Source organism: Nocardia sp. NPDC004711 (genome assembly GCF_053601595.1).
Genome location: NZ_JBSGCB010000018.1, coordinates 1 through 22,399 on the forward strand (window position 1 = coordinate 1; position 22,399 = coordinate 22,399).

Annotated in this window: 23 protein-coding genes and 1 tRNA gene; 17 read left to right on the forward strand and 7 right to left on the reverse strand. The window is 66.3% G+C overall.

Annotated features, from left to right (window positions below; all coding sequences use genetic code 11):
• Nucleotides 1-194 precede the first annotated feature (194 nt).
• Together ACWEKS_RS19490 and ACWEKS_RS19495 are read right to left on the reverse strand one after the other, a co-directional pair.
• Nucleotides 195-857: an HAD family hydrolase gene (locus ACWEKS_RS19490; protein WP_452341386.1), complete on the reverse strand. Its 663-nt coding sequence runs from the start codon at nucleotides 855-857 to the stop codon at nucleotides 195-197.
• Nucleotides 854-1,702: a GntR family transcriptional regulator gene (locus tag ACWEKS_RS19495; RefSeq protein ID WP_452341387.1), complete on the reverse strand. Its 849-nt coding sequence runs from the start codon at nucleotides 1,700-1,702 to the stop codon at nucleotides 854-856. The genes ACWEKS_RS19490 and ACWEKS_RS19495 overlap by 4 nt, the downstream gene beginning before the upstream one ends.
• A 324-nt stretch (nucleotides 1,703-2,026) precedes the next feature.
• Here ACWEKS_RS19495 and ACWEKS_RS19500 point away from each other — a divergent pair, with 324 nt between their 5' ends.
• The 7 genes from ACWEKS_RS19500 to ACWEKS_RS19530 all read left to right on the forward strand — a co-directional run bounded on the left by ACWEKS_RS19500 (nucleotide 2,027) and on the right by ACWEKS_RS19530 (nucleotide 7,610).
• On the forward strand, nucleotides 2,027-2,710 hold the full coding sequence (locus ACWEKS_RS19500) for a hypothetical protein (protein WP_452341388.1): 684 nt from the start codon (nucleotides 2,027-2,029) through the stop codon (nucleotides 2,708-2,710).
• A complete protein-coding gene (locus ACWEKS_RS19505) occupies nucleotides 2,707-3,381 on the forward strand; it encodes a hypothetical protein (RefSeq protein WP_452341389.1) in 675 nt (224 codons plus the stop codon). Before ACWEKS_RS19500 ends, ACWEKS_RS19505 begins: the two co-directional genes overlap by 4 nt.
• Nucleotides 3,378-3,998 carry a hypothetical protein gene (locus tag ACWEKS_RS19510; protein WP_452341390.1) on the forward strand — a complete coding sequence of 207 codons (621 nt, stop codon included), beginning with the start codon at nucleotides 3,378-3,380 and terminating at the stop codon, nucleotides 3,996-3,998. Before ACWEKS_RS19505 ends, ACWEKS_RS19510 begins: the two co-directional genes overlap by 4 nt.
• A gap of 154 nt (nucleotides 3,999-4,152) precedes the next feature.
• Nucleotides 4,153-5,184 carry a hypothetical protein gene (locus ACWEKS_RS19515; protein WP_452341391.1) on the forward strand — a complete coding sequence of 344 codons (1,032 nt, stop codon included), beginning with the start codon at nucleotides 4,153-4,155 and terminating at the stop codon, nucleotides 5,182-5,184.
• Entirely contained in the window at nucleotides 5,181-5,903 is a 723-nt protein-coding gene (locus ACWEKS_RS19520) for a hypothetical protein (RefSeq protein WP_452341392.1), read from the forward strand. The genes ACWEKS_RS19515 and ACWEKS_RS19520 overlap by 4 nt, the downstream gene beginning before the upstream one ends.
• Before the next feature lie 167 nt (nucleotides 5,904-6,070).
• Nucleotides 6,071-6,271 carry a helix-turn-helix transcriptional regulator gene (locus ACWEKS_RS19525; protein ID WP_452341393.1) on the forward strand — a complete coding sequence of 67 codons (201 nt, stop codon included), beginning with the start codon at nucleotides 6,071-6,073 and terminating at the stop codon, nucleotides 6,269-6,271.
• Nucleotide 6,272: 1 nt separating this feature from the next.
• The gene (locus tag ACWEKS_RS19530; protein WP_452341394.1) at nucleotides 6,273-7,610 is read left to right on the forward strand and encodes a tyrosine-type recombinase/integrase; all 1,338 of its coding nucleotides are present in this window, start codon (nucleotides 6,273-6,275) and stop codon (nucleotides 7,608-7,610) included.
• A gap of 59 nt (nucleotides 7,611-7,669) precedes the next feature.
• On the opposite strand, the gene ACWEKS_RS19535 is transcribed toward ACWEKS_RS19530, so the two are convergent.
• The 3 genes from ACWEKS_RS19535 to ACWEKS_RS19545 form a co-directional block, all read right to left on the reverse strand.
• Nucleotides 7,670-7,742: transfer RNA gene (locus ACWEKS_RS19535), tRNA-Ala, on the reverse strand.
• A gap of 164 nt (nucleotides 7,743-7,906) precedes the next feature.
• Entirely contained in the window at nucleotides 7,907-8,506 is a 600-nt protein-coding gene (locus tag ACWEKS_RS19540) for a TetR/AcrR family transcriptional regulator (protein WP_452341538.1), read from the reverse strand.
• Between the two features lie 387 nt (nucleotides 8,507-8,893).
• Nucleotides 8,894-9,616 (reverse strand): uracil-DNA glycosylase, encoded by a 723-nt coding sequence (locus tag ACWEKS_RS19545; RefSeq protein WP_452341395.1) that lies wholly within the window; start codon nucleotides 9,614-9,616, stop codon nucleotides 8,894-8,896.
• Nucleotides 9,617-9,733: 117 nt separating this feature from the next.
• Here ACWEKS_RS19545 and ACWEKS_RS19550 point away from each other — a divergent pair, with 117 nt between their 5' ends.
• From ACWEKS_RS19550 to ACWEKS_RS19580, 7 genes are all read left to right on the forward strand, one after another.
• Nucleotides 9,734-10,393, forward strand: coding sequence for a trimeric intracellular cation channel family protein (locus ACWEKS_RS19550; protein ID WP_379387400.1), 660 nt, complete (start codon nucleotides 9,734-9,736; stop codon nucleotides 10,391-10,393).
• 128 nt (nucleotides 10,394-10,521) lie between these two features.
• Nucleotides 10,522-10,965, forward strand: coding sequence for a GyrI-like domain-containing protein (locus ACWEKS_RS19555; RefSeq protein ID WP_040861458.1), 444 nt, complete (start codon nucleotides 10,522-10,524; stop codon nucleotides 10,963-10,965).
• On the forward strand, nucleotides 10,962-11,396 hold the full coding sequence (locus ACWEKS_RS19560; protein WP_452341396.1) for a GyrI-like domain-containing protein: 435 nt from the start codon (nucleotides 10,962-10,964) through the stop codon (nucleotides 11,394-11,396). Before ACWEKS_RS19555 ends, ACWEKS_RS19560 begins: the two co-directional genes overlap by 4 nt.
• A 384-nt stretch (nucleotides 11,397-11,780) precedes the next feature.
• The gene (locus ACWEKS_RS19565) at nucleotides 11,781-12,395 is read left to right on the forward strand and encodes a hypothetical protein (protein ID WP_452341397.1); all 615 of its coding nucleotides are present in this window, start codon (nucleotides 11,781-11,783) and stop codon (nucleotides 12,393-12,395) included.
• Between the two features lie 2 nt (nucleotides 12,396-12,397).
• Nucleotides 12,398-14,545 (forward strand): Rv1355c family protein, encoded by a 2,148-nt coding sequence (locus ACWEKS_RS19570; protein WP_452341398.1) that lies wholly within the window; start codon nucleotides 12,398-12,400, stop codon nucleotides 14,543-14,545.
• 85 nt (nucleotides 14,546-14,630) lie between these two features.
• A complete protein-coding gene (locus tag ACWEKS_RS19575; RefSeq protein WP_452341399.1) occupies nucleotides 14,631-16,433 on the forward strand; it encodes a putative bifunctional diguanylate cyclase/phosphodiesterase in 1,803 nt (600 codons plus the stop codon).
• Nucleotides 16,434-16,641: 208 nt separating this feature from the next.
• On the forward strand, nucleotides 16,642-17,490 hold the full coding sequence (locus ACWEKS_RS19580) for an SDR family oxidoreductase (RefSeq protein WP_452341400.1): 849 nt from the start codon (nucleotides 16,642-16,644) through the stop codon (nucleotides 17,488-17,490).
• Here the strand turns inward: ACWEKS_RS19580 and soxR are convergent, their stop codons facing one another.
• On the reverse strand, nucleotides 17,491-17,997 hold the full coding sequence (gene soxR / locus ACWEKS_RS19585; protein WP_452341401.1) for a redox-sensitive transcriptional activator SoxR: 507 nt from the start codon (nucleotides 17,995-17,997) through the stop codon (nucleotides 17,491-17,493).
• Between the two features lie 111 nt (nucleotides 17,998-18,108).
• On the opposite strand from soxR, the gene arcA reads away from it, so the two are divergent.
• Together arcA and ACWEKS_RS19595 are read left to right on the forward strand one after the other, a co-directional pair.
• On the forward strand, nucleotides 18,109-19,338 hold the full coding sequence (arcA, locus tag ACWEKS_RS19590; protein WP_379387408.1) for an arginine deiminase: 1,230 nt from the start codon (nucleotides 18,109-18,111) through the stop codon (nucleotides 19,336-19,338).
• A gap of 7 nt (nucleotides 19,339-19,345) precedes the next feature.
• Complete coding sequence (locus ACWEKS_RS19595; RefSeq protein ID WP_452341402.1) at nucleotides 19,346-19,720, forward strand: GntR family transcriptional regulator; 375 nt, start codon at nucleotides 19,346-19,348, stop codon at nucleotides 19,718-19,720.
• 12 nt (nucleotides 19,721-19,732) lie between these two features.
• Here the strand turns inward: ACWEKS_RS19595 and ACWEKS_RS19600 are convergent, their stop codons facing one another.
• A complete protein-coding gene (locus ACWEKS_RS19600; RefSeq protein ID WP_379387410.1) occupies nucleotides 19,733-21,340 on the reverse strand; it encodes a dolichyl-phosphate-mannose--protein mannosyltransferase in 1,608 nt (535 codons plus the stop codon).
• Nucleotides 21,341-21,467: 127 nt separating this feature from the next.
• On the opposite strand from ACWEKS_RS19600, the gene rsmI reads away from it, so the two are divergent.
• Entirely contained in the window at nucleotides 21,468-22,322 is an 855-nt protein-coding gene (gene rsmI, locus ACWEKS_RS19605) for a 16S rRNA (cytidine(1402)-2'-O)-methyltransferase (protein ID WP_452341403.1), read from the forward strand.
• Nucleotides 22,323-22,399: the final 77 nt, after the last annotated feature.

Consider the following 22,399-nt stretch of genomic DNA (forward strand, 5'->3'; position numbering starts at 1 on the left):
TCTTTTGACTCTGGTGTGGTCTGGCCGAGACTATGTCCTCCGAAGGCGGATATAGTCTCGGCCAGACCAGACCAGAGTCCTGCGCCGAAGGCGCAGCTCAGGGGGTGTGGTGGAGGACAAGAGGACTCGAAATTTGGGAGAACCTTTGGTCCGGGCACTGTCCGGGCACTCTCCGAGCACTGTCCGGGCAGAAATCACGCTGCCGAGAGCAGTTCGGACAGCTGCGCGATGATGGCGGCAGGGGCTTGGGCGGCAAGAACTGCGGCCTTGGCTGGCCGGTTCGCAAAAGCTATGCAGGGTACGTCCGCGGCACGGGCAGCTATGACGTCAGAGGCTGAGTCGCCCAAGAAGACGCTATCTTTCGGTTTCGACTGAAGGGCGCTAAGGGCATCAAGAAGCAGGTGCGGTTGAGGCTTTAGCCGTGACACGTCGCCGCTCTCGCGCCCGAATACCCCTTGGACGCAGTCGATGAGCTCATGCTGGGTCAAGTACTGACGGACGGCTGCCGATGAGTTATTGCTGACGATCGCGATGCGCCGGCCGCTCTGTGCCGAACTGCGTATCAGCTCTTCGGAACCGGCGGTCGGGCGGGCGGACTGGACTGCTTCGACCTCGATCTGTCGAAACTGTAGATCGGTGGCGTTGGCCTGGTCTGGTCCCAGTGTCGCTGCGAACTGAAGAACATCGAAGGGGTCGTGTGTCGCCAGTACATCGTCAGGGATGCTGTGATCGAGATTGATCAATAGTCGTTGTGCCGCTTCACGGTTAGTGATTCCTGAGAACACGGCGCAGATCGGTCCATCGAAATCGAGCAGAAGAGTGTGCGCCTGTTGGAGGATGTCCGCGGCCCCGGTCACCGCTCGTAGTCCCGCGCGACCGTTGTCCAGATGCTGTTGAACCACATCTGAGACTCTTCGGCGAACTGACTGTCCTTGTTGTCTGGATGCTCTGCGTCCTTGCCGAACTCGAACAGGGTGGCGTCCTTGCCCATGAGATCCCAGATCGCAGTAGATTCGCCGTCGAGCTGAAGCTTGTGCTCACGGACCGGGTAGTAGCCGAAGAACGCGCGTGACCCGTTCAGCACGTAGAGCTTGAACAGGGGGACAGCAGGATAGGTCCGGACTTGTGCTGACGCGCTTGCCACGAGATCAAGTTCAGCAAGCTCGTTGACGGCATCCACAATCGCTAGAGCGTGTCGCTCCATGATGCGGGTCGCGCGACTCCTGAAGGCAGGGCTATCACTCAAGTCCTCGACCTTCGACGGAAGCGACCAGGGGATCGAGGCGTCAGGTACGAGCAATCGGACGGTCAGCGATTCGGGTCGTAGCCGTCCATGCCGGATCTTATCGATCGGTTCGGCGATAGCTCCGTGCAGCGTCTCACCGGAGAACCCTGCGAAATCGATTGTGACAGCGGCCTCTTCGAACGCACGCTCGATGTGAGGACGAAGTCCTACCGGTCGTTCAGTGCGTTCCCGGACATAGACGCCACTGCCCTGTCGTGAGACGACCAACCCCTCATCGCGAAGCACACGAATTGCCTGCTGCACGGTCATCCGGGCGACGCCGTACCGCTCGGCCAGATGAGGCCCCGATGGCAGTTTGTCGCCGGGGTTTAGCTTCCGAGTCAGGATGGCCGCACGCAGTATGTTCGCCACCTGAAGGTACGGCGGGCGGGGGTCATCGGGGTCGAGTGTGTCCATGGACCACACGATATATGCAGGCTACGCAACTTACCTAGCCAACCTAGTTCGATTTACTACTTTGAGCGGGTTGGTGCGCTACAGTGAACTTGGCTAGGCAAGCTAGGAAGCCTGGTCAAGTTGAGACTCCCCATCAGTTGGAGCTGACGGGGAGTCGGTACCGAAGCAGTGTCCGCTGCTTCGGCTTTCACTTCAGGCTCTGAAAGGCCACTGAAGCATGTCCAGTGTAGAACGCTGTGCCCTGGTGCCGAACCGGGCGCTATCAGCGGTGATATCGAATCCTGCGCCGTCTGTGCGCGCTCGTCGGGAACGGGGGTGGGTCCGGTGAGGATCAACGGGAAGCAGGTCGGGCCGCTGTCGAATGTCATTCAGTTTCCCGTCCCCGCGCAACCGCTCCCGGGGCCGGACGACCGGCGTCGCGCGGAGGTTGATGCTCAGCCGAAACCACAACGGAGGGAGCTGGTTCCGAACGAGCAGCTGTCGCTGTTGATGGAGTCGCTCGGGATCACCCCCACGGGCCTGGCGCATCGCATGCGCGCGGTGAGCGAGAGTGACGGCGGCCGCCCGGTGCATCTCAAGCACACCAATATCGTCGGGTATCGGGACGGGTTGCATGATCCGAAGCCGCGGACCCTCGATGTGATGCTGACGGCACTGTCGCTGAAAGCAGGTCGCCAGATCACTGCCGAGCAGATCGGTTACGCCGCACCGACACCGGCGGAGCTGCGGTCGAACACCTGGAAGCAACTCGACGAGTTCACGGTAGACGAACCGCATGTCGAAACACTCCGAACCAGGGCAATGGTTGCCGAGTCCGCCGCGCCGCGTCCAGGGCCGACGGCTGATCGGGAATCGGATGCGGCTAGGGCGGATCGGCTGCGGTTGATGCTTGCCATGGCTGAGGCCAGTGCCCCGCTGAAGGAGCGCGACATCCACGGCGATGGCGTTCGCGGCCTTTCGGTTGAGGCGCCGGCGCGTCCGGCGGTGGATCGGAGGCGGTCACGGTGAACGGCGACGCTGCCCGCGACACTGATGGCGGGACGGAGTTGAAACGGCTTCTGCGGGAGAAGCATTGGGATACGCACAAGGTGTTTCAGCGCGAGTACAACAGGGCTGCGAGGAAGATCAATCGCAACATGGGAGGGTTGGACGGTCCCGCGAAGGCGCAGTTCTACAAATGGCTCGCCGGTGACCTGAAAGGGCTGCCGCGGCCGGATCATTGCGCGGTCCTGGAAGCGATGTTGCCCGGCCATACCGCAGAGGATCTGTTCGCGCCCGCTGCTCCATCGCTCGGTGTCCAGAAAACTGGACAGAACCTGCCTGTCGCGCCGGAACGCCCGGTGTCGGTCGAAGCGATCGAAACACCCGCTACCGCACGATCTTTGGATCGAGAACTGCGGATCGCGGACCGCGTAGGTGTTCCAAATGGATCACCTGACCGATTGGTCGGTTCGACCGGTGATTCAAATGAATCACCTGACTCGGTGGTCGGTTCTGGTCGTGCCCGCGACCAGCAGGAAGTGACGGCCGCGATCGATGCGCGGGTGCGGTCACTGATGTCCTGGATCGGGGCCGATACCGCGCCCCTGAAGGAACGCGACATCCACCGCGACAACGTTCGCGGCCTTTCGGTTGACGCGCCGGCGCGTCCGGTCGTCGATCGGCGGCGGTCGCGATGAGCCACGACGAGGACCGCACCGGTGCGGACGCGTCGGGTCGGACGCGTCGATTGGGTCCGGGTACGGAGCTGAGAGCGCTTCTGAAGAAACGGCATTGGCAGACCCACAGCACGTTCCTGCGTGAGTACGACAAGGCAGCCGCGCGGCTCGACCCTGATTTGGTCGGGCGTGGTCCACTCAAGGCCCAGTTCTACCGGTGGCTGTCCGGTGAAATCAAAAGCCTTCCGTTCCCTGATCATTGCCGGGTTCTGGAGGAGATGCTGCCCGGCTACACCGTGGACGAACTGTTCGCACCCGCCACCCCGTTGGTCAGTGTCCAGAAAACTGGACAGCACCTGCCGGACGATCGGCGGCAGGTGGTTCACAGTGAACCACCTGAGCCATCCGACTCACGTGACTCGGTAGTCGGTTCTGCAGGTGAGTCAAATGAATCACCTGACCCGGTGGTCGGTTTCCGGGCGAGGTTGTCGCAGCAGGAAAAGACGGCGGCGATCGATGAGCGGCTCCGCTCGCTCATGAGCTGGATCGGGGATACCGCGCCTATCAAGGAGCGCGATCAGCACGCGCGACCCGTGCAACGTGACCGCCGAATGGTGGATCGGCGGATGTCGCGGTAGGGCACGCGCCCCGCACGAAGGGGGCGCACGCCCTGCCTGTGTGTGTGCCCCCCGTGTGCGAAATGTGCCCCCATATGTGCCCTGTTGTGCCCAGCACTGCGTGAGTTGTGCTGGAGCGCAGCATCTTTCAGTAATCGATCGAAGGGAATACCTGATGAATCGGAACAACGACGGCCCGGGTGGCCGCTACAAGGATCTGTCGGGCGCCGAGCGCGACACCATGATTCGCAGCCTGCGCGAGCTGGGCGAGGACTACCGGCAGATCGCCAAAAGGCTCGGTATCACCGCCCGCCACGTCGAGACCGTGCTCGGTGAAATCGCGGCCCTGCGGTCGGCCGGCCACCCCGATGCCGAGATCGGACGCCGTGTCGGGCTGCCACGCTCGACCGCGCAGCGGCTGCGTGGTGGAACCGAACCGCGGTCGGACCTGCGCAAGGCCACCGCGTTGACGCTGCTGTCCCAGCACGGCGGAATGCAACTCGACCTGCTCGGACAGTTCCTGGGGCAAGGTACGAACCACACCTACGTTCTGGTGCGGCAGTTGCGGGCCGACAATCTCGTTCGACCGCTGGAACAGGTGCAGGCGGGGGACAAATGGGTGGTCGCGACCGCGGCCACCGCGTCCCGGTTCCTGGGCTGGCCGGTGCAGAACTGGCGGCCCACTCTCGGGCGCGTGGAACATCATCGGGCGGTCGCGCAGGCCCGGCTGATGCTGGTCGGCACCGACCTAACGGCGTGGGTTTCCGAACGAGAGCTCTGGCACCGCGCACAGCGGGTATCGCACCAATCACGGTCCAAGAGAGCCGAATTCGAGACAGGTCGTGTGCACGTTCATGACGCCCTGTTCCGTGGGCGGCTCATGGGGACGCAGGGGTGGTGGGCGCTGGAGGTCGAACTCACGCGCAAATCAGCGGCCTCGATGGATCAGGCACTGCGCGGCGCGATCCGTGCGGCCCGCGATATGGAGCCCGAGGAACTGACGGGCCTGCTGTACCTGTGCCGCACCTCCCGCGTGAGTGATGGCGTGCACGCGGCCGCCGAGCGGCTCCCGCCCGAAATCCGAAGCCTCGACCTGGCCCTGGTCGTACGCGACCTCGACGCCGACTGGGGCCGCTACCTCGACAACCGCACGGCGAAAACCACTGCCCCCCAATCCGGTATCTCCTCCTTCAAGGACTTCTCATGATCAGATACTCACGGCTCACCCCGCGTAGCGTTCAAGCGCTGGTCGGGCTCACCGAAATGCGTGCCATGCAAACCGATGTTCTGGCCGAGTTCCTCGGCGTCGGTGTGGCCCAGACCTACCGGCTGGCAAGCCAACTCGCTGACGCCAACGCCGCCGAACGGCTTCCCTCGGTGCGAGGAGAGCCGACGTGGATCGTGCCCACCCGCGCGGCGGCAACCTGGGTGCTGGGGTGGCGACCGGGAGAGTGGCGGCCTCGATCGAATTCCGCTGTGCATTGCCGGGCGGTCGCTCGTACGCGTGTCGCACTCGGTGCGTGTGCGACAGATCAGTGGGTCAGTGACCGCGCGCTGCGACACGAACTGCCGGGTCCGGGCCTCTACCCCTACGACGGCATGTTGCTACGCGCCGCTATGACCCCGGTCGCGGTAAAGGTTGACACCAGCGCGCGCGTCACCGGTGCGCAGCTGACGCGACGGCTCAATCTCGTTGTGCGACAGGCGCGACAAGACGAATGCGCGGAGATCCTCTACGTCTGCGACGGCAACCTGAGCACCGACGACGTTGCGACAGCAGCACAGCAAACCCTCCCGGACATCCCTGACCTGGTTCTGCGCATCACTCGCCTCGGCACCCTCGTCTCCGGCAAACACCCTTACCTGCGGCCTGTTGACAGGTCATGCGACAGCCCGCGACAGCGTGCGACAGGCGGTGCGCACTGATGCGACAACCCACCCACCCCGTACGCACCGTGCGACAGGCCGATGGTGCGCACCGCGACACCTCCAACGCGCCGTGCGACAGCGCGTGCGCACCCTGCGACACCACCTGCGCACCACGCGACGGCGTGCGCACCGATACCCGAACCCGCTCTACCCGAGGAGATTCCATGTCCACCGACCGCTACCTCCAGGCCACCGACTGCGAAGCCATGACCGGTATCCCTGCCGCCACGTGGCGGTACTGGGCCTGGGCAGGCAAGGGCCCGAAAAGCTTCAAGCTCGGTCGCCGGCGCGTCTGGCGCGAGAGCGCCATCCATTCCTGGATCGCCGAGCAGGAAGCCGCGTCCGACCGCGGCGGGGTCTCCTGAAATGGGCGGGCGACGCAACCGCCGCAGTGGGGTAGAAGACCGCTGGTACAAGACCGTCACCACCACCGCCGAGGACGGCGTGAAGACCAGCGAGAGAGTCCCCTCGGCCAACCATGGGCGCGCCAAACGCTGGCGGGCCCGCTACGTCGACGACAACAGCCAAGAACACGCAAAGTCCTTCACCCGCAAAGCTGACGCCCAAGCCTGGCTCGATGATGCGACCAGCGCGCTCGTCACCGGCACCCATGTCGCTCCTTCGGCTGGTCGCGAAACCATCGGCGATCTAGGTCGCCGGTGGCTCAAAACCCAAGCCCATCTGAAGGACACCACGGCATTCAATCGGAGCCACACCTGGGGGCTCTACGTCGAGCCACGTTGGGGCAGCATCGAAATTCGCAACGTCCGAACAAGCGAAGTCCGTGCATGGGTCTCGGAGATGGTGGCTGCCCGGATGGGCGTGCCGACCATTGAGAACGCGGTGGGGGTGCTTCGGATGATCTGCGGGGCCGCCGTCGAAGACCGCCATATCGTCCGTAACCCCTGTGCCGGAGTGAAATTGCCGCGCCGTACGCACCGCGCCCGCGGCTATCTCACTCACGTTCAGGTCGAACAACTTGCGCGTGAGGTCTCCGAGGCACCCACAGCCATACGGCTTTTGGCGTACACCGGTTTGCGATGGGGTGAGATGGCCGCGCTGAAGGTCTCCAGTTTCGACATGCTTCGCCGCCGAGTGAACGTGTTGGAGGCCGTTGCCGAGGTTCAAGGCAGGATCGTTTGGTCAACCACGAAGAACCATGAGCGGCGTTCGGTGCCGTTCCCGAAGCTGTTGGCGGACGAACTTGCCTCGCTCATGAAAGGGAAGGATCGCGATGCACTTGTGTTCACCTCCCCAGAGGGCGCGGTGCTGAGAGTGTCTACCTATCGCAAACGGGTGTTCACGCCGGCGGTTTCTCGCCTCCGGAACCCAGGTCGGCATGTGGGTGGTGTCAGCCAGACTCGGGGCCACCGAGGAGACAGCAGCCCTCGTCTCGCTGTCTCCTTGATTGATGAGGGAGACAGGCAGGGAGACACCCGAGCGACAGAGCGTTTCCCATACATCAGCCCTCACGACCTCAGGCACACGGCAGCATCTCTGGCGATCAGCGCCGGCGCGAACCCAAAGGCGGTGCAGACCATGCTCGGTCACAAGTCCGCTGCGATGACCCTGGACACCTACGCCGACCTGTTTCCAGACGACCTTGAATCTGTTGCGGATGCTCTCGACACTGCCGCGCGGTCCGCACTTGCAAAAGCTGCGGACGCACTGCGGACGGGAACCGACGATCGTCAATCTGAATAGTTCCGAAATCGCAAACCGCCCGTGGTCTCTTCCGAGGTCACGGGCGGTTTTTCGTGATGTGGAGCTAAGGGGAATCGAACCCCTGACCTTCTCGATGCGAACGAGACGCGCTACCAACTGCGCTATAGCCCCGCGGGGACGTTTCCGGCCCGCGCTGGAGAACTTTAGCAGGTGGGTTGGGGAGTCGACGAATCGGCTGGTTGGAGAGGGTTTCTGTGGATGGAGGGGTGGGCAGGTGGCCGGCGGTCGGCTCATCGCCGACCGTTCGGGGCCCGAGGCAGCGCCGAATGGAGCCCTCAGATGGGCTCGCTGTAGGAGTCGAGTACTCGCAGGAACAGGTCGAGGCGGTATTCGCGTACTGCCGGGTTGTCCGGTTCCAGCAGGCACTGGCCCAGCGTGCCGTCGTGCACCGCGACCAGTGCCCGGCCAAGAGCCGCCGGATCCTGTACCCGTCGGCCGTTGCGGCGCATGAGTGCGACCACCACGGGGATGAGTGCGGCGGCGATCGCCTCCTCGCGTGCCACCATCACCTGACGTAACGCGGGATTGCGCAGGGCGTGCGCGGTGAATTCCGAGGTGATTCGAAACCACTTGTCATCCACCGGAACTGCCGTCAGCACCTGCTCGACCGCTCGCCGTGGATCGCCGCCCACTCCGCCGGGCGCATCGAGCACCGCTGCCGCCTCGGCCAGCATCGACGCCGATCGCTGTTCCCACATGGCCAGGAACAATTCCTCCAGCGAGGTGAAATTCGAGTAGAACGCGCCCCGCGTGAATCCGGCCCGCTCGCACACCTGTTCGACCGAACACCGACCGAATCCCTCCTCGGCGAAGGCCTCGAACGCCGCGTCCAGTAGCCGCTGCCGCGTCCCGGCCCGGCTGCGGCGTACCTTCACACCCCCGGCCGCCCCATCGGCAGCCGCCCCCTCCCGGTCGGATTCGTCATCGGCCCTGCTCACGCCCGCATCGTATCCGGTCCGGCGGCCCCGCCACCGAGAGTGCCGTGCCCCTGGCCGCTGCGCCCGCCCGCACTGTCGCCAGCGACCTTCGTGAGGGCCGAGTCCGGACAGTCGAATCGTGTCGCCGGGCTCGGTGACGGCTATCTCGCTGGATGCCGAAGCTGGACAGTCGAATCGTGTCGCCCGGCTCGGTGACTGTGGTCTCTCCGGACGCCGAGTCCGGCCGGCCGAGCCGAGCCGAGGTCGCCCGCTCCGCGACTGGTGACCTCATTGAATGTCAGACGTGAACAGCCGAATCGACCTGCCCGCCGCGGTCGGCCGGGTCTAGGGGCGGTGGACGGGGAGGCCGGCGGCGTGGGCGGCGTCGGTGAGGACCTGCTCGAGCATGGCTGGGGTGAGGCGGCCGGTGAAGGTGTTCTGCTGGGAGGGGTGGTAGGTGCCGAACAGGTGGAGGGGGGCGCGGCCGGGGACGGCTGGGGCCAGCTCGATTCGGGCGCCGTGGGTGAAGCGGGGCTTGGGTTTGGGTATGGCCCAGCCGGATTCGGCCAGGGCGGGCAGGAGGGCTTGCCAGCCCCAGCCGCCGAGGACGACGATCGCGCGGAGAGTGGGTGCCAGCAGGGTCAATTCGGTGGTCAGCCAGTGGCGGCAGGTATCGCGCTCGGTGGGGGTGGGCTTGTTGTCGGGTGGGGCGCAGTGGACCGGGGCGGTGACGCGGGTGCCGAGCAGTCGCAGACCGTCGTCGGCGGAGACGCTGGTGGGCTGGTTGGCGAGACCGGCGGCGTGCATGCAGGCGATGAGGACGTCGCCGCTGCGGTCGCCGGTGAACATGCGGCCGGTGCGATTACCGCCGTGCGCGGCCGGCGCCAGGCCCACGATCAGCAGGCGGGCGTCCGCGGGACCGAAGCCGGGAACAGGCTTGCCCCAGTAATTCTCGTCACTGAAAGCGGCCCGCTTCTCGTGTGCGACCTGCTCGCGCCATGCCACCAGCCGAGGGCAGGCGCGACACGCGGTAAGTTCCGCTTCTAGCTGGGCAATTGTGCGGCACACAGGGCCGACTCAACCACAAAGCCGCTCCGGCCGTGCGGCGGAGTACCGGTGTGGCGGGCCGGGCATACTGTGCGCCGGTAGCCGAAAGTTAGCGATAGGAACGAAAGTGGGCCACACGTGAGTGATCTCGTCGAACTCGGCACCCCTGTCGACGCGGCACAGAGTGTGGGAAACCTGCTGGGCGTGTTCGCATTCGGAGTGTCGGGCGCGCTGCTCGCCGTGCGTCGCCGCTTCGATGTGGTGGGCATCGCGGTGCTCGCGGTCGCCACCGCCACCGGCGGCGGTGTGATCCGCGATCTGGTGATCGGCCGCACCCCGCCGCTGGCCTTCGTCCAGGTGTCCTATGCCGGAGTCGCCTTGCTGGCCGCGGCCGTCATCTTCTTCTGGCATCCGCCGGTACGCCTGGTCCGCACGCCGCTGAATATCGCCGACGCCATCGGCCTCGGCATCTTCTGTGTGACCGGCACCGTGACCGCCTTCCAGCACGGCATGTCGGCGACCTCGGCGGCGGCGCTGGGCCTGGTGACCGCGGTGGGCGGCGGTGTGATCCGCGATGTCCTGGCCGGTGTCACCCCCAGCGTGCTCAGCGACGGCGAGTTGTACGCCGTGCCGGCCCTGCTCGGTTCCGTGGCGACGGCGCTGCTGCTGCACTACGGCCAATACACATATTGGACAGGCGGATTGGCTGGGGCGGGCGCGGTCGGCCTGCGCCTGATCGCGTTGTTCCGGCACTGGCACGCGCCGATGGCCCGCCCGCACCGCCGCCGCGACGGGTGAGCGACGCGCCCGCGCGCGGGGTAGACGAGCACCGCAGTCGTGTCGCCGGGTACGGTCCGGGCTGATTGATAGCATGGCGAAGGCTTGGCCGACTGGCTGTGAATCACACCTCGAGAGAGTTCCAATCAATGCAGTTCGAGATCGTCGAGCGGGACGAGACGTGGGTTGCCGGGTTGCCGGTGCGCAGTCCCAAACGTGCGCTCGGTGAACTGCGCGACCACGATCTGGAAGTGGCCTGGGCGGCGGTCCTGCACCAGGAACTCGGTGGTCCGCTGGCCTCGGCCTACACCGACTACGCGGCCGAGCTCGGCACCTACAACACCCAGATCGTCGGCTACCAGTGCGGCTCGCTCGACGAGGTGACCCGCGGCCACGTGGTGGCCCGCCTGCCGCGCGGCACCTACGCCCGCTTCTCCTCGGTCGGCAACTTCCCCCAGGTGATGACCGATCTGTGGACGCAGATCGCCTACGCGGAGGAACACAAGCAGATCAAGCGCATTCACACCGGCGACTTCGAGACCTACCCGCACGCGTACAAGATCGATTTGTACCTGGCGGTCGAGCCGTCATGACCTATTCGATCGTGGTCCGGCCCGGTGGGGTCTACGGCGGCCTGGTGGTTCCGCGGGTGCGCCCCAGTTTCAAGGTCTCCAACAGCGAGCTCATCGAGTTCCTGCGCGACCGCCTGCGTGACCGGGAGGGCGCCGAGCGCCCGCTGGCCACCGTCTACGTTCCCGACCCCGCCGGCAACTACAACGTGCTGGTCTCCTACGAGTACAAGGGTCCCGACGACGTCCCGGTCGGCGACGTCCTCATCCGCGTCCCCAAGGGCGTCTACGCCCGCTTCCGGCCCAATGGCGATTATCACGATCCGGCCGAGGACGTCTGGGCCCAGGTCGACGACGCGACCGCTTCCGCCGAGATCACCCGCGCCTACCGCGAGGAGATCGAGATCTGGCACGGCACCGCCGCACTGGAGCTTTTCATCTCCATCCTAGTGTGATTGCTGACTGTTAACCCAATGGGTACCAACCGGTCTTGTCGTTGAATTTCATGACTGATAGCAATGGTTTGACCGGGGGGATTACTCGAGCCACCTTTGGGTTTCGGGGCATTTGCCAGTTGCCTGGACAATTTCAGTTGGCTGACGGATACTCCCCTAGGCGCCCGCGTCCGACGGCGGTTGATGCATGACCGTTTCGCCTGGAAAGGCGGCAGTCGCGTGGGTCAGTGTTTAGTGGAGTGGAACTGTATGGCAGACGAACCGATCGTGCACGTCCCGTCGGAAGGTCCTGGTGACGGCATGCTCCGATTTCGGGAACCGCAAACGGGATACGCCATCCTGGCTGGTCCACCGGACGCGGATCCGGGCCTGTGGCGCCGGTACATGGACGGTGCGCTCGAGGCATATCGCCACTTCGGTTCCGAGGAAGCGCTCGATTACGACGAGGTGATCGATGGTCGTTCCACTTCCCTGTTCTTCGTGGTGCTCGATCCGCATGGCCGGGTCGTCGCGGGTGTGCGAGCCGAGGGGCCGCACAAGCATGTCGACGAGATGCGAGCCGTGGCGGGTTGGGCAGGGCAGGAGGGCGGCCCGGCCTTCCGCCATCTGGTCGCGGACCAGATTCCGCACGGTGTGATCGAATGCAAGGCGGGTTGGGCTGCTCGTGAATCCGAACACCGCCATGCCCTCGCCGATTGGATGGCCCGAGCGTGCGTGCATGCCGCATTGCTGCTGGGCGTCCGCTTTGTCAGTAGCCACTCACCTGAGCACGCGTTGCGGCTCTATCGCAGTAGTGGGGCGAATGTGGCCTGGCAGATTCCGCCGTCGTCTTATCCGGACGAGCGTTATCGCACTTTCGCGGTCTGGTGGGATATGGAGACGTACCACCTTGTCGCTACCGGATCGCAGGCACGTTTGCTCGAGGTCGAATTATCGGAATTGCGTGAAAATGATCTGCTGGCACCGGTTTTCTCGACCCCGACCAAAGGGTTCGCCTAATCATGATCGAAAATGGCGTTGCGGCTGGTGATTATCGACCGCTCCTGCTCGACGAATTCAATGTAGAGGATGCCTCGAAATTAGCTGAACTACTGTCGGATCCTTCGATCGAATCCCAAGACATCCGGGATTTGCTTCGGGCCGAGTTCGCGGGCCTGGTCGCTCCGCCGGAATTGTCCGAAGGTCCCGAATCGGACAGATGGGTTTATTACCCTTGGCGCCGCCGGATCATCGCGCTACCCGGCCCGGGGTTGTTGCGTACTGTTCGGCTGGACCGGAATCGCAACAACCTCACCCGCGCGGAACAGGACACCCTCCGTACCCAGGCGATCGGTGTCGTAGGTCAGAGCGTCGGGCACGCGGTTGCCCACATCCTGGCCATGGAGGGCAGCTGTGGTCTGCTGCGGTTGGCGGACTTCGACACCATCGAACTCTCCAATCTCAACCGTATCCCCGGCACATTGTTCGATGTCGGCGTGAATAAGGCCGTAGTCGCCGCCCGCCGGATCGCCGAACTTGACCCATACCTACCGGTGGAACTCTTCCCGGGCGGGCTCGACGACGGAAATATGGATGCCTTCCTTACCGGTCTGGACATCGTTGTCGAGGAATGCGATTCGTTCGACATCAAGCTCGCGGTGCGTGAAGGCGCTCGGCGGCATCGACTGCCGCTGGTCATGCATTCCAGCGACCGCGGCCTGCTGGATGTCGAGCGCTTCGATCTGGAGCCGGGGCGGGAGCCCTTCCACGGCTTGCTCGGTGGTGTCACGGCGGAAGAACTGCGGGGACTGTCCACGCGTGAGAAAGCGCCCTATGCCGTACGGGTTCTGGACGGCCGCAATCTTTCCGCGACGCTTGCAGCGAGCATGGTGGAGATCGGTGAGACCCTCAACAGCTGGCCACAGCTAGCGTCCGATGTACAAAGCGGTGGTTCCAATGTGGCGGCGGCAGTGCGGCGGATCGGGCTGGGGCAGAAGCTCCCATCGGGGCGTACCCGCATCGACATCGAGAAATGTCTGGACGAAATCGTAGATCCAGAGGCACGCGAGGACTTGGTATGGCTGGATGAGCCGGAGGGACCAGGACTGGAATCCGGCATCGCGGCCGTACTTGCGAGCGCGCAGCGGGCACCTTCGGGCGGCAATGCGCAGCCCTGGACATTGCGTGCCGACTCAGCGGAGCTGACGATCACCGTTGCGCCCGAACATTCTTCGATGATGGATATCGGCTACCGGGGAAGTGCGCTCGCGGTAGGGGCCGCGTTGTACAACGCACGTGCCGCCGCTGCTGCACAGGGCCTGCTCGGTGACAATGAATTGCGCGCGGGAGGCGCTGAACTGCTCACCGGTGTGCTGCGGCTGGGTTCGGGCACCGATTCACAACTTTCCAGCGACTATCCGGCGCTGCTCACGCGGCACACCAATCGGGCCGATGGGAACGGCGCGGCCATACCGACCGAGGTGCTGGACATGCTCGGCGAAACCGCGCATCGAGCGGGAGCGGCGCTGCACATGGTCACAGACCGCTGCGGTATCGATACCGCCGCACGGATCCTCGCCGAGTCCGAGCGGATCCGCTATCTGACTCCGGACATGCATAAGGAGATGATTTCCGAACTTCGCTGGCCCGGTGATGATCTACGGACGGGGATGGATCTGCGCACGCTGGGTCTCCAACCCGACGAGCTTGCCAAGCTCGAGATCGCCATACGCCCGGACGTGATGGCTCAGCTGCGGTCGTGGTCGGGAGGCAATGCGCTGGCGGAAGCCACGCGGGAGAAAGTGCGATCCAGCTCGGCGTTGGTTGTCCTGACCTTCCCGGGGCCGCCACTGGACGATCGGTCCGAGCTTGCCGCCTATGCCCGCGCCGGAGAGGCGCTGCAGCGCGTTTGGATCGCTGCCGAACGGAACGATCTCGCGGTTCAACCGGTCTCGCCAGTGTTTCTGTATGCGCGACGCCCCGAGGAGCTACATACGGTTTCCCCGGAGTTCGCCGATACACTAACGTCACTTCAAGGCAGCTTCCTGGAGCTGTTGGAAGTGCCTGGGCACGAAACGATGGCGTCGGTACTGCGTCTTGGGTATGCGGCGGAGCCCACTGTTCGCAGCAGGCGGCGTCCCACACCGGGTGCGAACACGCGCGGCGAGTGAGATCGGAGAGAAAGTGCCACGGCGAACGCTCGACTCACTGGTGACTCAGGTCGCCTCCGAGTTGATGGCGGTCGATGCGTCCACAATGACGGCCGCGAGTGAGCTGGTGCTGTCGTGGCTGGTGGAGCACTTCGATGTCGATTTCAGTTTTCTGCGCTTCACCGACGAGGTTCGGGAGTCGTCAGTACTTATCGCGGAATGGCCGCACCGTGCGATGCCCGCGAACGGAGATCCGCTGCAGGTGGCTCACCTCGACGATCCGCACTCGGTTCTGACGCGGTTCGGCGAAGCCACCGAACCGATCATCATACGGCCGGTCTCTGAATTCGCCGACTATCAGCGCCTGATCCAGCAAGCGTCGGGTATCGAGGCTGTCTCCGCTGCCGCCGTTCCTTTGGTTTCGCGCGGCCAGGCGACAGGGATCCTCGGCTTCATCAAAGAGGGCGACCGCGAGTGGAGTACTCGCGAACTCAATGTCCTCAAGGCGATCGCCGCGCTGTTCGCGCAGTTGCAGGCGCGCGTGGTGGCCGAGGAGCGGCTCCGCTATATCGCCATGCACGACGATCTGACCGGGCTGGCGAATCGGCGGGCGCTGCTCGAGCACATGGAGGAGCGGCTCAGACCCGGGCGGCCGGGGCCGGTGGCGGCGTTCTTCCTGGATCTGGATCGGCTGAAGGCGCTCAACGACTTTCTCGGGCACACGGCCGGGGACAATTTCATTCGTACGCTCGCCACGCGGTTGCGCGAGAATCTGGATCCGGGTGACGTGATCGCCCGCCTGGGTGGCGACGAGTTCGTGATCGTGCCGGCCAAGCCGATGGACGCGGCGGCGGCCGAGCGGGAGGCGAGCCGGATTCAGCAGCTCATCGCGCGGCGGGTGACCGTCGGCGAAGAGACGGTGAGCCGGGGCGCGAGCGTCGGCGTGGCGCTCGGTATTCCGGGCGAGACCACGGTGGCCGATGTGCTGCGGCGCGCGGATCACGCGCTGCTGTCGGCCAAGTCGAGCGGCGGCAACGGGGTCGCGGTGTTCACCGATGCCATGCGCGCGCAGTTCGAGCTGCAGGACGATGTGGAGTTGAATCTGCGCGGCGCGGTGTCGGACGGTTCGCTGGTGCTGCACTATCAGCCCGAGGTGGATCTGCGCACCGGCCGGGTGGTCGCGCTGGAGGCCCTGGTGCGCTGGCAGCATCCGACGCGCGGGCTGCTGCCGCCCGGTGCGTTCGTGGGTGTCGCGGAGGCCACCAACCTGGCGGGGGAGCTGGGTCGCTGGGTGATTCGCACGGCCGCCGAGCAGTTCGCGCAGTGGCGGCGGCGGGGAATGGCGTCGAATGTGGTGATCCGGATCAATGTGTCTCCGGTGCAGCTGGTTTCGCTGGATTTCGTGGAGACCATCGAGGGGATCCTGCGGCGGTACGGCATCGACGGGTCGTCGGTGTGCCTGGAGATCACCGAACATGTTGTGGTGCAGGATCTTGCGCGCACGCAGGTGACCCTGCGCGGGTTGAAGCGGATGGGCGTGCAGATCGCCATCGACGACTTCGGGACAGGGTATTCCTCGCTGTCGCACCTGAAGGCGCTGCCGGTGGACGCGGTGAAGATCGACCGGGGTTTCGTGCAGCGGCTGGGCGCCAGTGCCGATGATCTGGCGATCGTGAAATCGATTGTGGGGCTGGCGGGTTCGTTCGGTCTCGGGGTGGTCGGCGAGGGCGTCGAGACCACCGTGGCGGCGCGCACCCTGGTGGCGCTGGGCTGCTACCGCGCGCAGGGGTTCCTGATCGCGCGGCCCATGCCGGGCGGGGAGGTCGAGGAGCATCTGTCGGCCGGGCGGATCGCGCTGGATCTGGACCTGCCGGGGACCAGCCGGTCGGTGCTGCCGGGGCCGTCCTGAGTCGCGGTCCGGCGGTCCGGGGTCACGGTCCGGCGGTCCGGACGGGCACGACTCCCTAACGTCCCCGCGCCGCGCGCGGAATCCCGGACCAGGGTGCGTGCGCCCAGGAAAATAGGGGCGTAACGGGTAATCGCCCGGCTCGCGAACAGGATTGTTCGCGTAGTAGCGTGCGGTCTGACAGGGCTGTCGAAGTGAGGGATGGATCGACGTGCGTGATCGTAGCCTGAGGGGCAAGAAGACTTTGATTACCGGCGCGGCGAGCGGCATCGGCCGGGCGACGGCACTCGCGGCGGCCCGCAAGGGCGCGCGGCTGGTGCTCACCGACGTCAATGCCGAGGGGCTGGACGCGACCGTCGAAACCATCCGTTCCACCGGCGGCATCGTCGAGGTCGCCACCGCCCTCGACATCAGCGACTACGACGCCGTCACCGCCTTCGCGGAGAAGGTGCACGAGGAGCTCGGCTCGCTGGACGTGGTGATGAACATCGCCGGTATCTCCACCTGGGGGACGGTGGAGAACCTCGAGCACCGCCACTGGAAACGCCTGGTCGATGTGAACCTCATGGGCCCCATCCATGTCATCGAGAACTTCGTGCCGCCCATGATCGAGGCGAAACGCGGTGGTGCGCTGGTCAATGTGTCCTCGGCCGCCGGTCTGATGGCCTTCCCCTGGCATGCCGCCTACAGCGCCAGCAAATTCGGCCTGCGCGGCGTGTCGGAGGTGCTGCGCTTCGATCTGGCGCGCCACGACATCGATGTTCACCTGGTGGTGCCCGGCGCGGTCGACACGCCGCTGGTACAGACCGTGGACATCGTCGGCGTGGATCGCGACGACCCGCGAATCCAGGCCTGGATCAAGCGCTTCCAGCACCACGCCAAGTCCCCCGACCAGGTGGCCGAGGCGATCCTGCGCGGTGTCGAGAAGGGCACCTACCTGATCCACACCCAGTTCGACATCCGGTTCGGCTACTGGTGGTCCCGCAAGTTCGCCTGGCCCTACGAGTTCGCCATGCGCCGCGCCAACGACGTGTTCACCTCGTTCCTGCCGCGCAAGTAGTCACGCCTGGTCGGGCGTGGGGGCGCAGACGGCGTTGGTGCAGTTCTCGGCGGCGTGGGTGTCCAGCACGCGCGCGCCGGGGCCCTCGTCACCGAGGTGGTCGTGGGCATTGAAGATCTTGCAGACGCCCAGCGAGAGGCAGCCACAGCCGATGCAGCCGGTGAGGTTGTCGCGCAGCCGGATCAGCTGTTCGATGCGGTCGTCGAGGTCGGCGCGCCAGGTGGTGGAGAGGGTCTCCCAGTCGCGGCGGGTGGGGTTGCGGCCGTCGGGGAGGTTGTCGAGGGCGCGGCGGATCTCGGCCAGCGGAATGCCGACCCGCTGTGAGATGCGGATGAAGGCCACCCGGCGCAGGGTTTCCCGGGGGTAGCGGCGCTGATTCCCGCTGGTGCGGCGGGCCGTGATCAGGCCCTCTCGTTCGTAGAAATGCAAGGCGGACACCGAAACTCCGGCTCGCTGGGCGAGCTGACCGGGGGTCAGCTCCTTCGCCTGCCACGACGCGGTCTGCATACCTGAACATTACTCCAGGTTTTTTGCCGGTGCGACTCCAGGGTTCTCCCAGGGAGCGACTCGAGGCGCGAATTCCATGCCATCCGTGCCGCGGGGAACTACCGTCATGTCATGGGAACAAAGGCCGCACCCACGGCGCGACCGTTTTCCGTGACCTCGGAGGTCGGCGCGCTGCGCACGGTGCTGTTACACCGGCCGGGCGACGAGCTGCGCCGGCTCACTCCGCGCAACAACGACCAGTTGCTCTTCGACGCCATTCCCTGGGTCGAGCGTGCCCAGCAGGAACACGACATCTTCGCCGAGGTGTTGCGCGGGCGTGGCGTGGAGGTGCTGCTGCTGGCCGATGTGCTGACCGAGACCATCCAGGTCAGCGGCGCCGCGCGGATACAGGGCATCTCGGGTGCGGTGGACGCGCGGCGGCTCGGGCACCTACTCGCCGACGAACTGGCGGCCTACCTGCGCGGGGTGCCCGCGCCGGAACTGGCGCAGATCCTCATGTCCGGCATGACATTCGACGAGCTGCCCTTCGGGGCGGATGCCACCTCACTGGTGCGGCGCATGCACCACGGGCACGACTTCGTCATCGACCCGCTGCCCAATCTGCTGTTCACCCGGGACTCCTCCTTCTGGATCGGGCCGCGGGTGGCCATCACCTCGCTGGCGCTGCCGGCCCGCGCTCGCGAAACCTCGCTCACCGACCTGATTTACGCGTTCCACCCCCGCTTCCTGGGCGTGCGGCGGGCCTACGAATCGCACACCGCGCCGATCGAGGGCGGCGACGTGCTGTTGCTCGCGCCGGGCGTGGTGGCGGTCGGGGTGGGGGAGCGCACCACGGCGGCGGGCGCGGAAGCCTTGGCGCGCAGCCTGTTCGAGGACGACCTGGCGCGCACCGTGCTCGTGGTGCCGATCGCCCAGACCCGGGCGACCATGCATCTCGACACCGTCTGCACCATGGTGGACGTCGACGCGGTGGTCATGTACCCGGCCATCCAGGATGAGTTGTGCGCCTTCACCATTCGCAAGCAGGAGGGGCACGGGGTGAGCATCTCCGGCCCGGATCCCTTCCTGCGCGTGGCCGCCGAGGCCATGGGCATCGGCAAGCTGCGGGTGGTCGACACCGGGCTGGACGGCGTCACCGCCGAGCGGGAGCAGTGGGACGACGGCAACAACACCCTCGCCCTCGCCCCCGGCGTGGTGGTCGCCTACGAGCGCAACGAGAACACCAATGCGCGGCTCGAAGACGCCGGAATCGAGGTGCTGCGCATCCCCGGCTCCGAGTTGGGTTCCGGCCGTGGCGGTCCGCGCTGCCTGTCCTGCCCGCTGTCGCGTGACGAGGTGTGATGAAGCCATGCTGGACATCCCGGTCGACCACCACTCGACGGTCCCGCCCTACGAGCAGCTGCGCCAGGGCATCATTACCCGGGTCCGCTCCGGCGAACTGGCCGCCGGGACCAAGATTCCCACGGTCCGGGCGCTGGCGGCGACGCTGAAGCTGGCCCCGAACACCGTGGCCCGTGCCTACCGGGAGCTCGAGCAGGACGGCGTCCTCGAAACCCGCGGCCGCCTGGGCTCTTTCATCGCCTCCTCCGGCGACCCCACCCGAGATCTGGCCGGCCGCGCCGCCACCGAATACGTCGCGGTGATCCGCCGACTCGGCCTCGACGACGCGGCCGCCGTTCGCTATCTGCATGCGGCGCTCGGCGAAACTCCTACGGCCGGTTGACCCTTCGGGCTTTCAGCGCCAGCTCGGGAGCCACAGGTGGTCGTGCCAGTTGCCCGGGGTGATGGACTGGGCGGTCAGGATCGGCCAGAGCCAGATGAAATTGGCGATGACCAGGGCCAGGTAGAGGCTGACCAGTAGCAGGCCCAGGCCTTGTCGCTCACTGAGTGGTGTGAAGTGTTGCCAGCCGGGGGCTCCCGACAGCCGTCGCCCGATGGGTGGGGCGTGGCCGAGGATGTCGCCGAGCGCCAGCGCCACACCCATGGCCAGGAACGGGGCCAGCGGCACCGCGTAGAAGTAGTACATCTGGCGGTCGAGGTCCAGGAACCAGGGCAGGATGCCGGCACCGTAGCCGACCAGGACCGCCGCGTAGCGCCAGTCGCGGCGCACCGCGCTGCGCCACAGCGCCCACGCCAGCATGGGGAAGGCCACCCACCACAGCGCGGGGGTGCCGATCGCCATCACGGCCTTCACGCAGGTGGGCTGGCCGCACCCGGTCACATTGGTGTCGGCGTAGTAGTAGAGCATCGGCCGCAGGCCCATGGGCCAGGTCCACGGCTTGGATTCCCAGGGATGGTGATTGCCGGCGGAATTGGTGAGCTGCGAGTGGAAGGTGAGGACCTCGCCGCCGTAGTACCAGAGCCCGCGCAGTGCGCTCGGCACCCAGGAGAAGTCGCCGCCGCGTCCGACCTTCACCCCGACCGCGTACCGGTCGTAGCTGGTCTCGTTGGCGAACCAGCCCCAGAAGGAGGCCAGGTAAACGAACACCGGGATGACGGCGAGCGCGTAGACGGTGGGCCCGAGATCCCGTCTGGCCACGCCCCACCACGGCCGCTGCACCCGGTAGCCGCGCCGGGCCGAGAGATCGAAGGCCAGTGACAGCGCGGCGAAACCGATGATCCAGTACGCGCCGGACCACTTGGTGCCGCAGGCCAGCCCGAGCAGGACGCCCGCGCCGAAGCGCCACCAGCGCACCCCGAAGCGCGGCCCGTATGGGCTGTCGTCGATGCGGCCCTGCGCGGCCACCAGCGCGATGCGCGCCCGGATGTCGTCGCGGTCCACCACCAGGCAGCCGAAAGCCGCGGTCACGAACAGGGCCTGGAAGATATCGAGCATCCCGATGCGGGAGGACACGAAGGTGAGCCCGTCGCAGATGATCAGAATGCCCGCGAACGCGCCGATCAGCGTGGACCGGGTCATCCGCCGGACGATGCGGATCACCAGCAGCACGATCAGCGTTCCGGAGACGGCCGCGGTGAACCGCCACCCCCACGGGGAGTAGCCGAAGATGGCCTCGCCCAGCGCGATCATCTGCTTGCCCACCGGCGGGTGCACCACCAGCCCGTAGCCCGGGTTGTCCTCCACGCCGCCGCCGGTGAGCACCTGCCAGCCCTGCGGCGCGTAGTGCTTCTCGTCGAAGACGGGCGTGTGCAGATCGGTCGGATAGTTCAGGAACAGGAACCGGGTGATGGCGGCGATGGCTGTGAGGAACAGCGTGACCACCCACCCCCGAGCCCAGTCCGTGGGCCCGAAATCGGGTGAGGGCACCAGCGGAGCCGGACTCGACAGCGCCGCCGTCTCCGCCCCCACCGCTGCCGGTCGCACGTCGGTCACCTGGGTCACGCCGTCGATCGTAAGCGGTACCCGCCCCCGAGTCCCGCCGCGGTGAGGATGGAGGTTTGCGGTGCCGGTCGATCGCATCGATAGAGTCGGGGGCGAGTTGGCGGACCTTTCCAGGAGTAGGAGCACCATGAGCGCGGAGCCGAGTGCCGGCGGACGGCTGGTCTTGGCGGCCACTCCCATGGGCGATATCGGGGATGCCTCGCAGCGGCTGCGGGACGCGCTGGCGACCGCCGAGGTGGTGGCCGCCGAGGACACGCGCCGGACCCGGTCACTGGCCAAGGCCCTGGACATCGAGATCACCGGCCGGGTGGTGAGCTTCTACGACCACGTGGAGACCGCGCGGATCCCGATGCTGCTCGAGGAGATCGAGTCCGGCCGTACCGTACTGCTCGTCACCGATGCCGGGATGCCGTCGGTGAGCGATCCGGGCTATCGGATGGTGGCGGCCTGCGTGGAGCGCGGCCTCCCGATCACCTGTCTGCCGGGCCCGTCCGCGGTGACCACCGCGCTCGCGCTGTCCGGCCTCCCGGTCGACCGGTTCTGTTTCGACGGCTTCCCGCCCCGCAAGTCCGGTCAGCGCAAGGAGTGGCTGCGGACCCTCGCCGCGGAGCCGCGGGCCGTTGTGTTCTTCGAGGCCCCGCACCGTCTTGCGGACTGTCTGGCCGATGCCGTCGAGGTGCTCGGCCCGGCGCGCCGTGCCGCGGTGTGCCGCGAGCTCACCAAGACCTACGAGGAGGTCGTGCGCGGCACGCTGGCCGAGCTGGCCGCGTGGGCGGTCGAGGGCGCGCGGGGGGAGATCACCGTGGTTCTCGAAGGCGCGCAACCGGTTTCCGCCGAGCCCGCCGACCTGGTGGGCCAGGTGGAGGCGCTGATCGGTTCCGGGCTGCGGCTCAAGGACGCGTGCGCCGAGGTCTCCGCGGCCACGGGGGCCTCGCGCCGCGAACTCTACGACGCGGTGCTCGCCGCCCGGGCCGCCGAGTAACCGGGCAGGGCTCGGGTAGCCGGGCAGAGCTCGGGTAGCCGGGCAGGGCTCGGGACTGGCTCTCGAGTCTGATATCG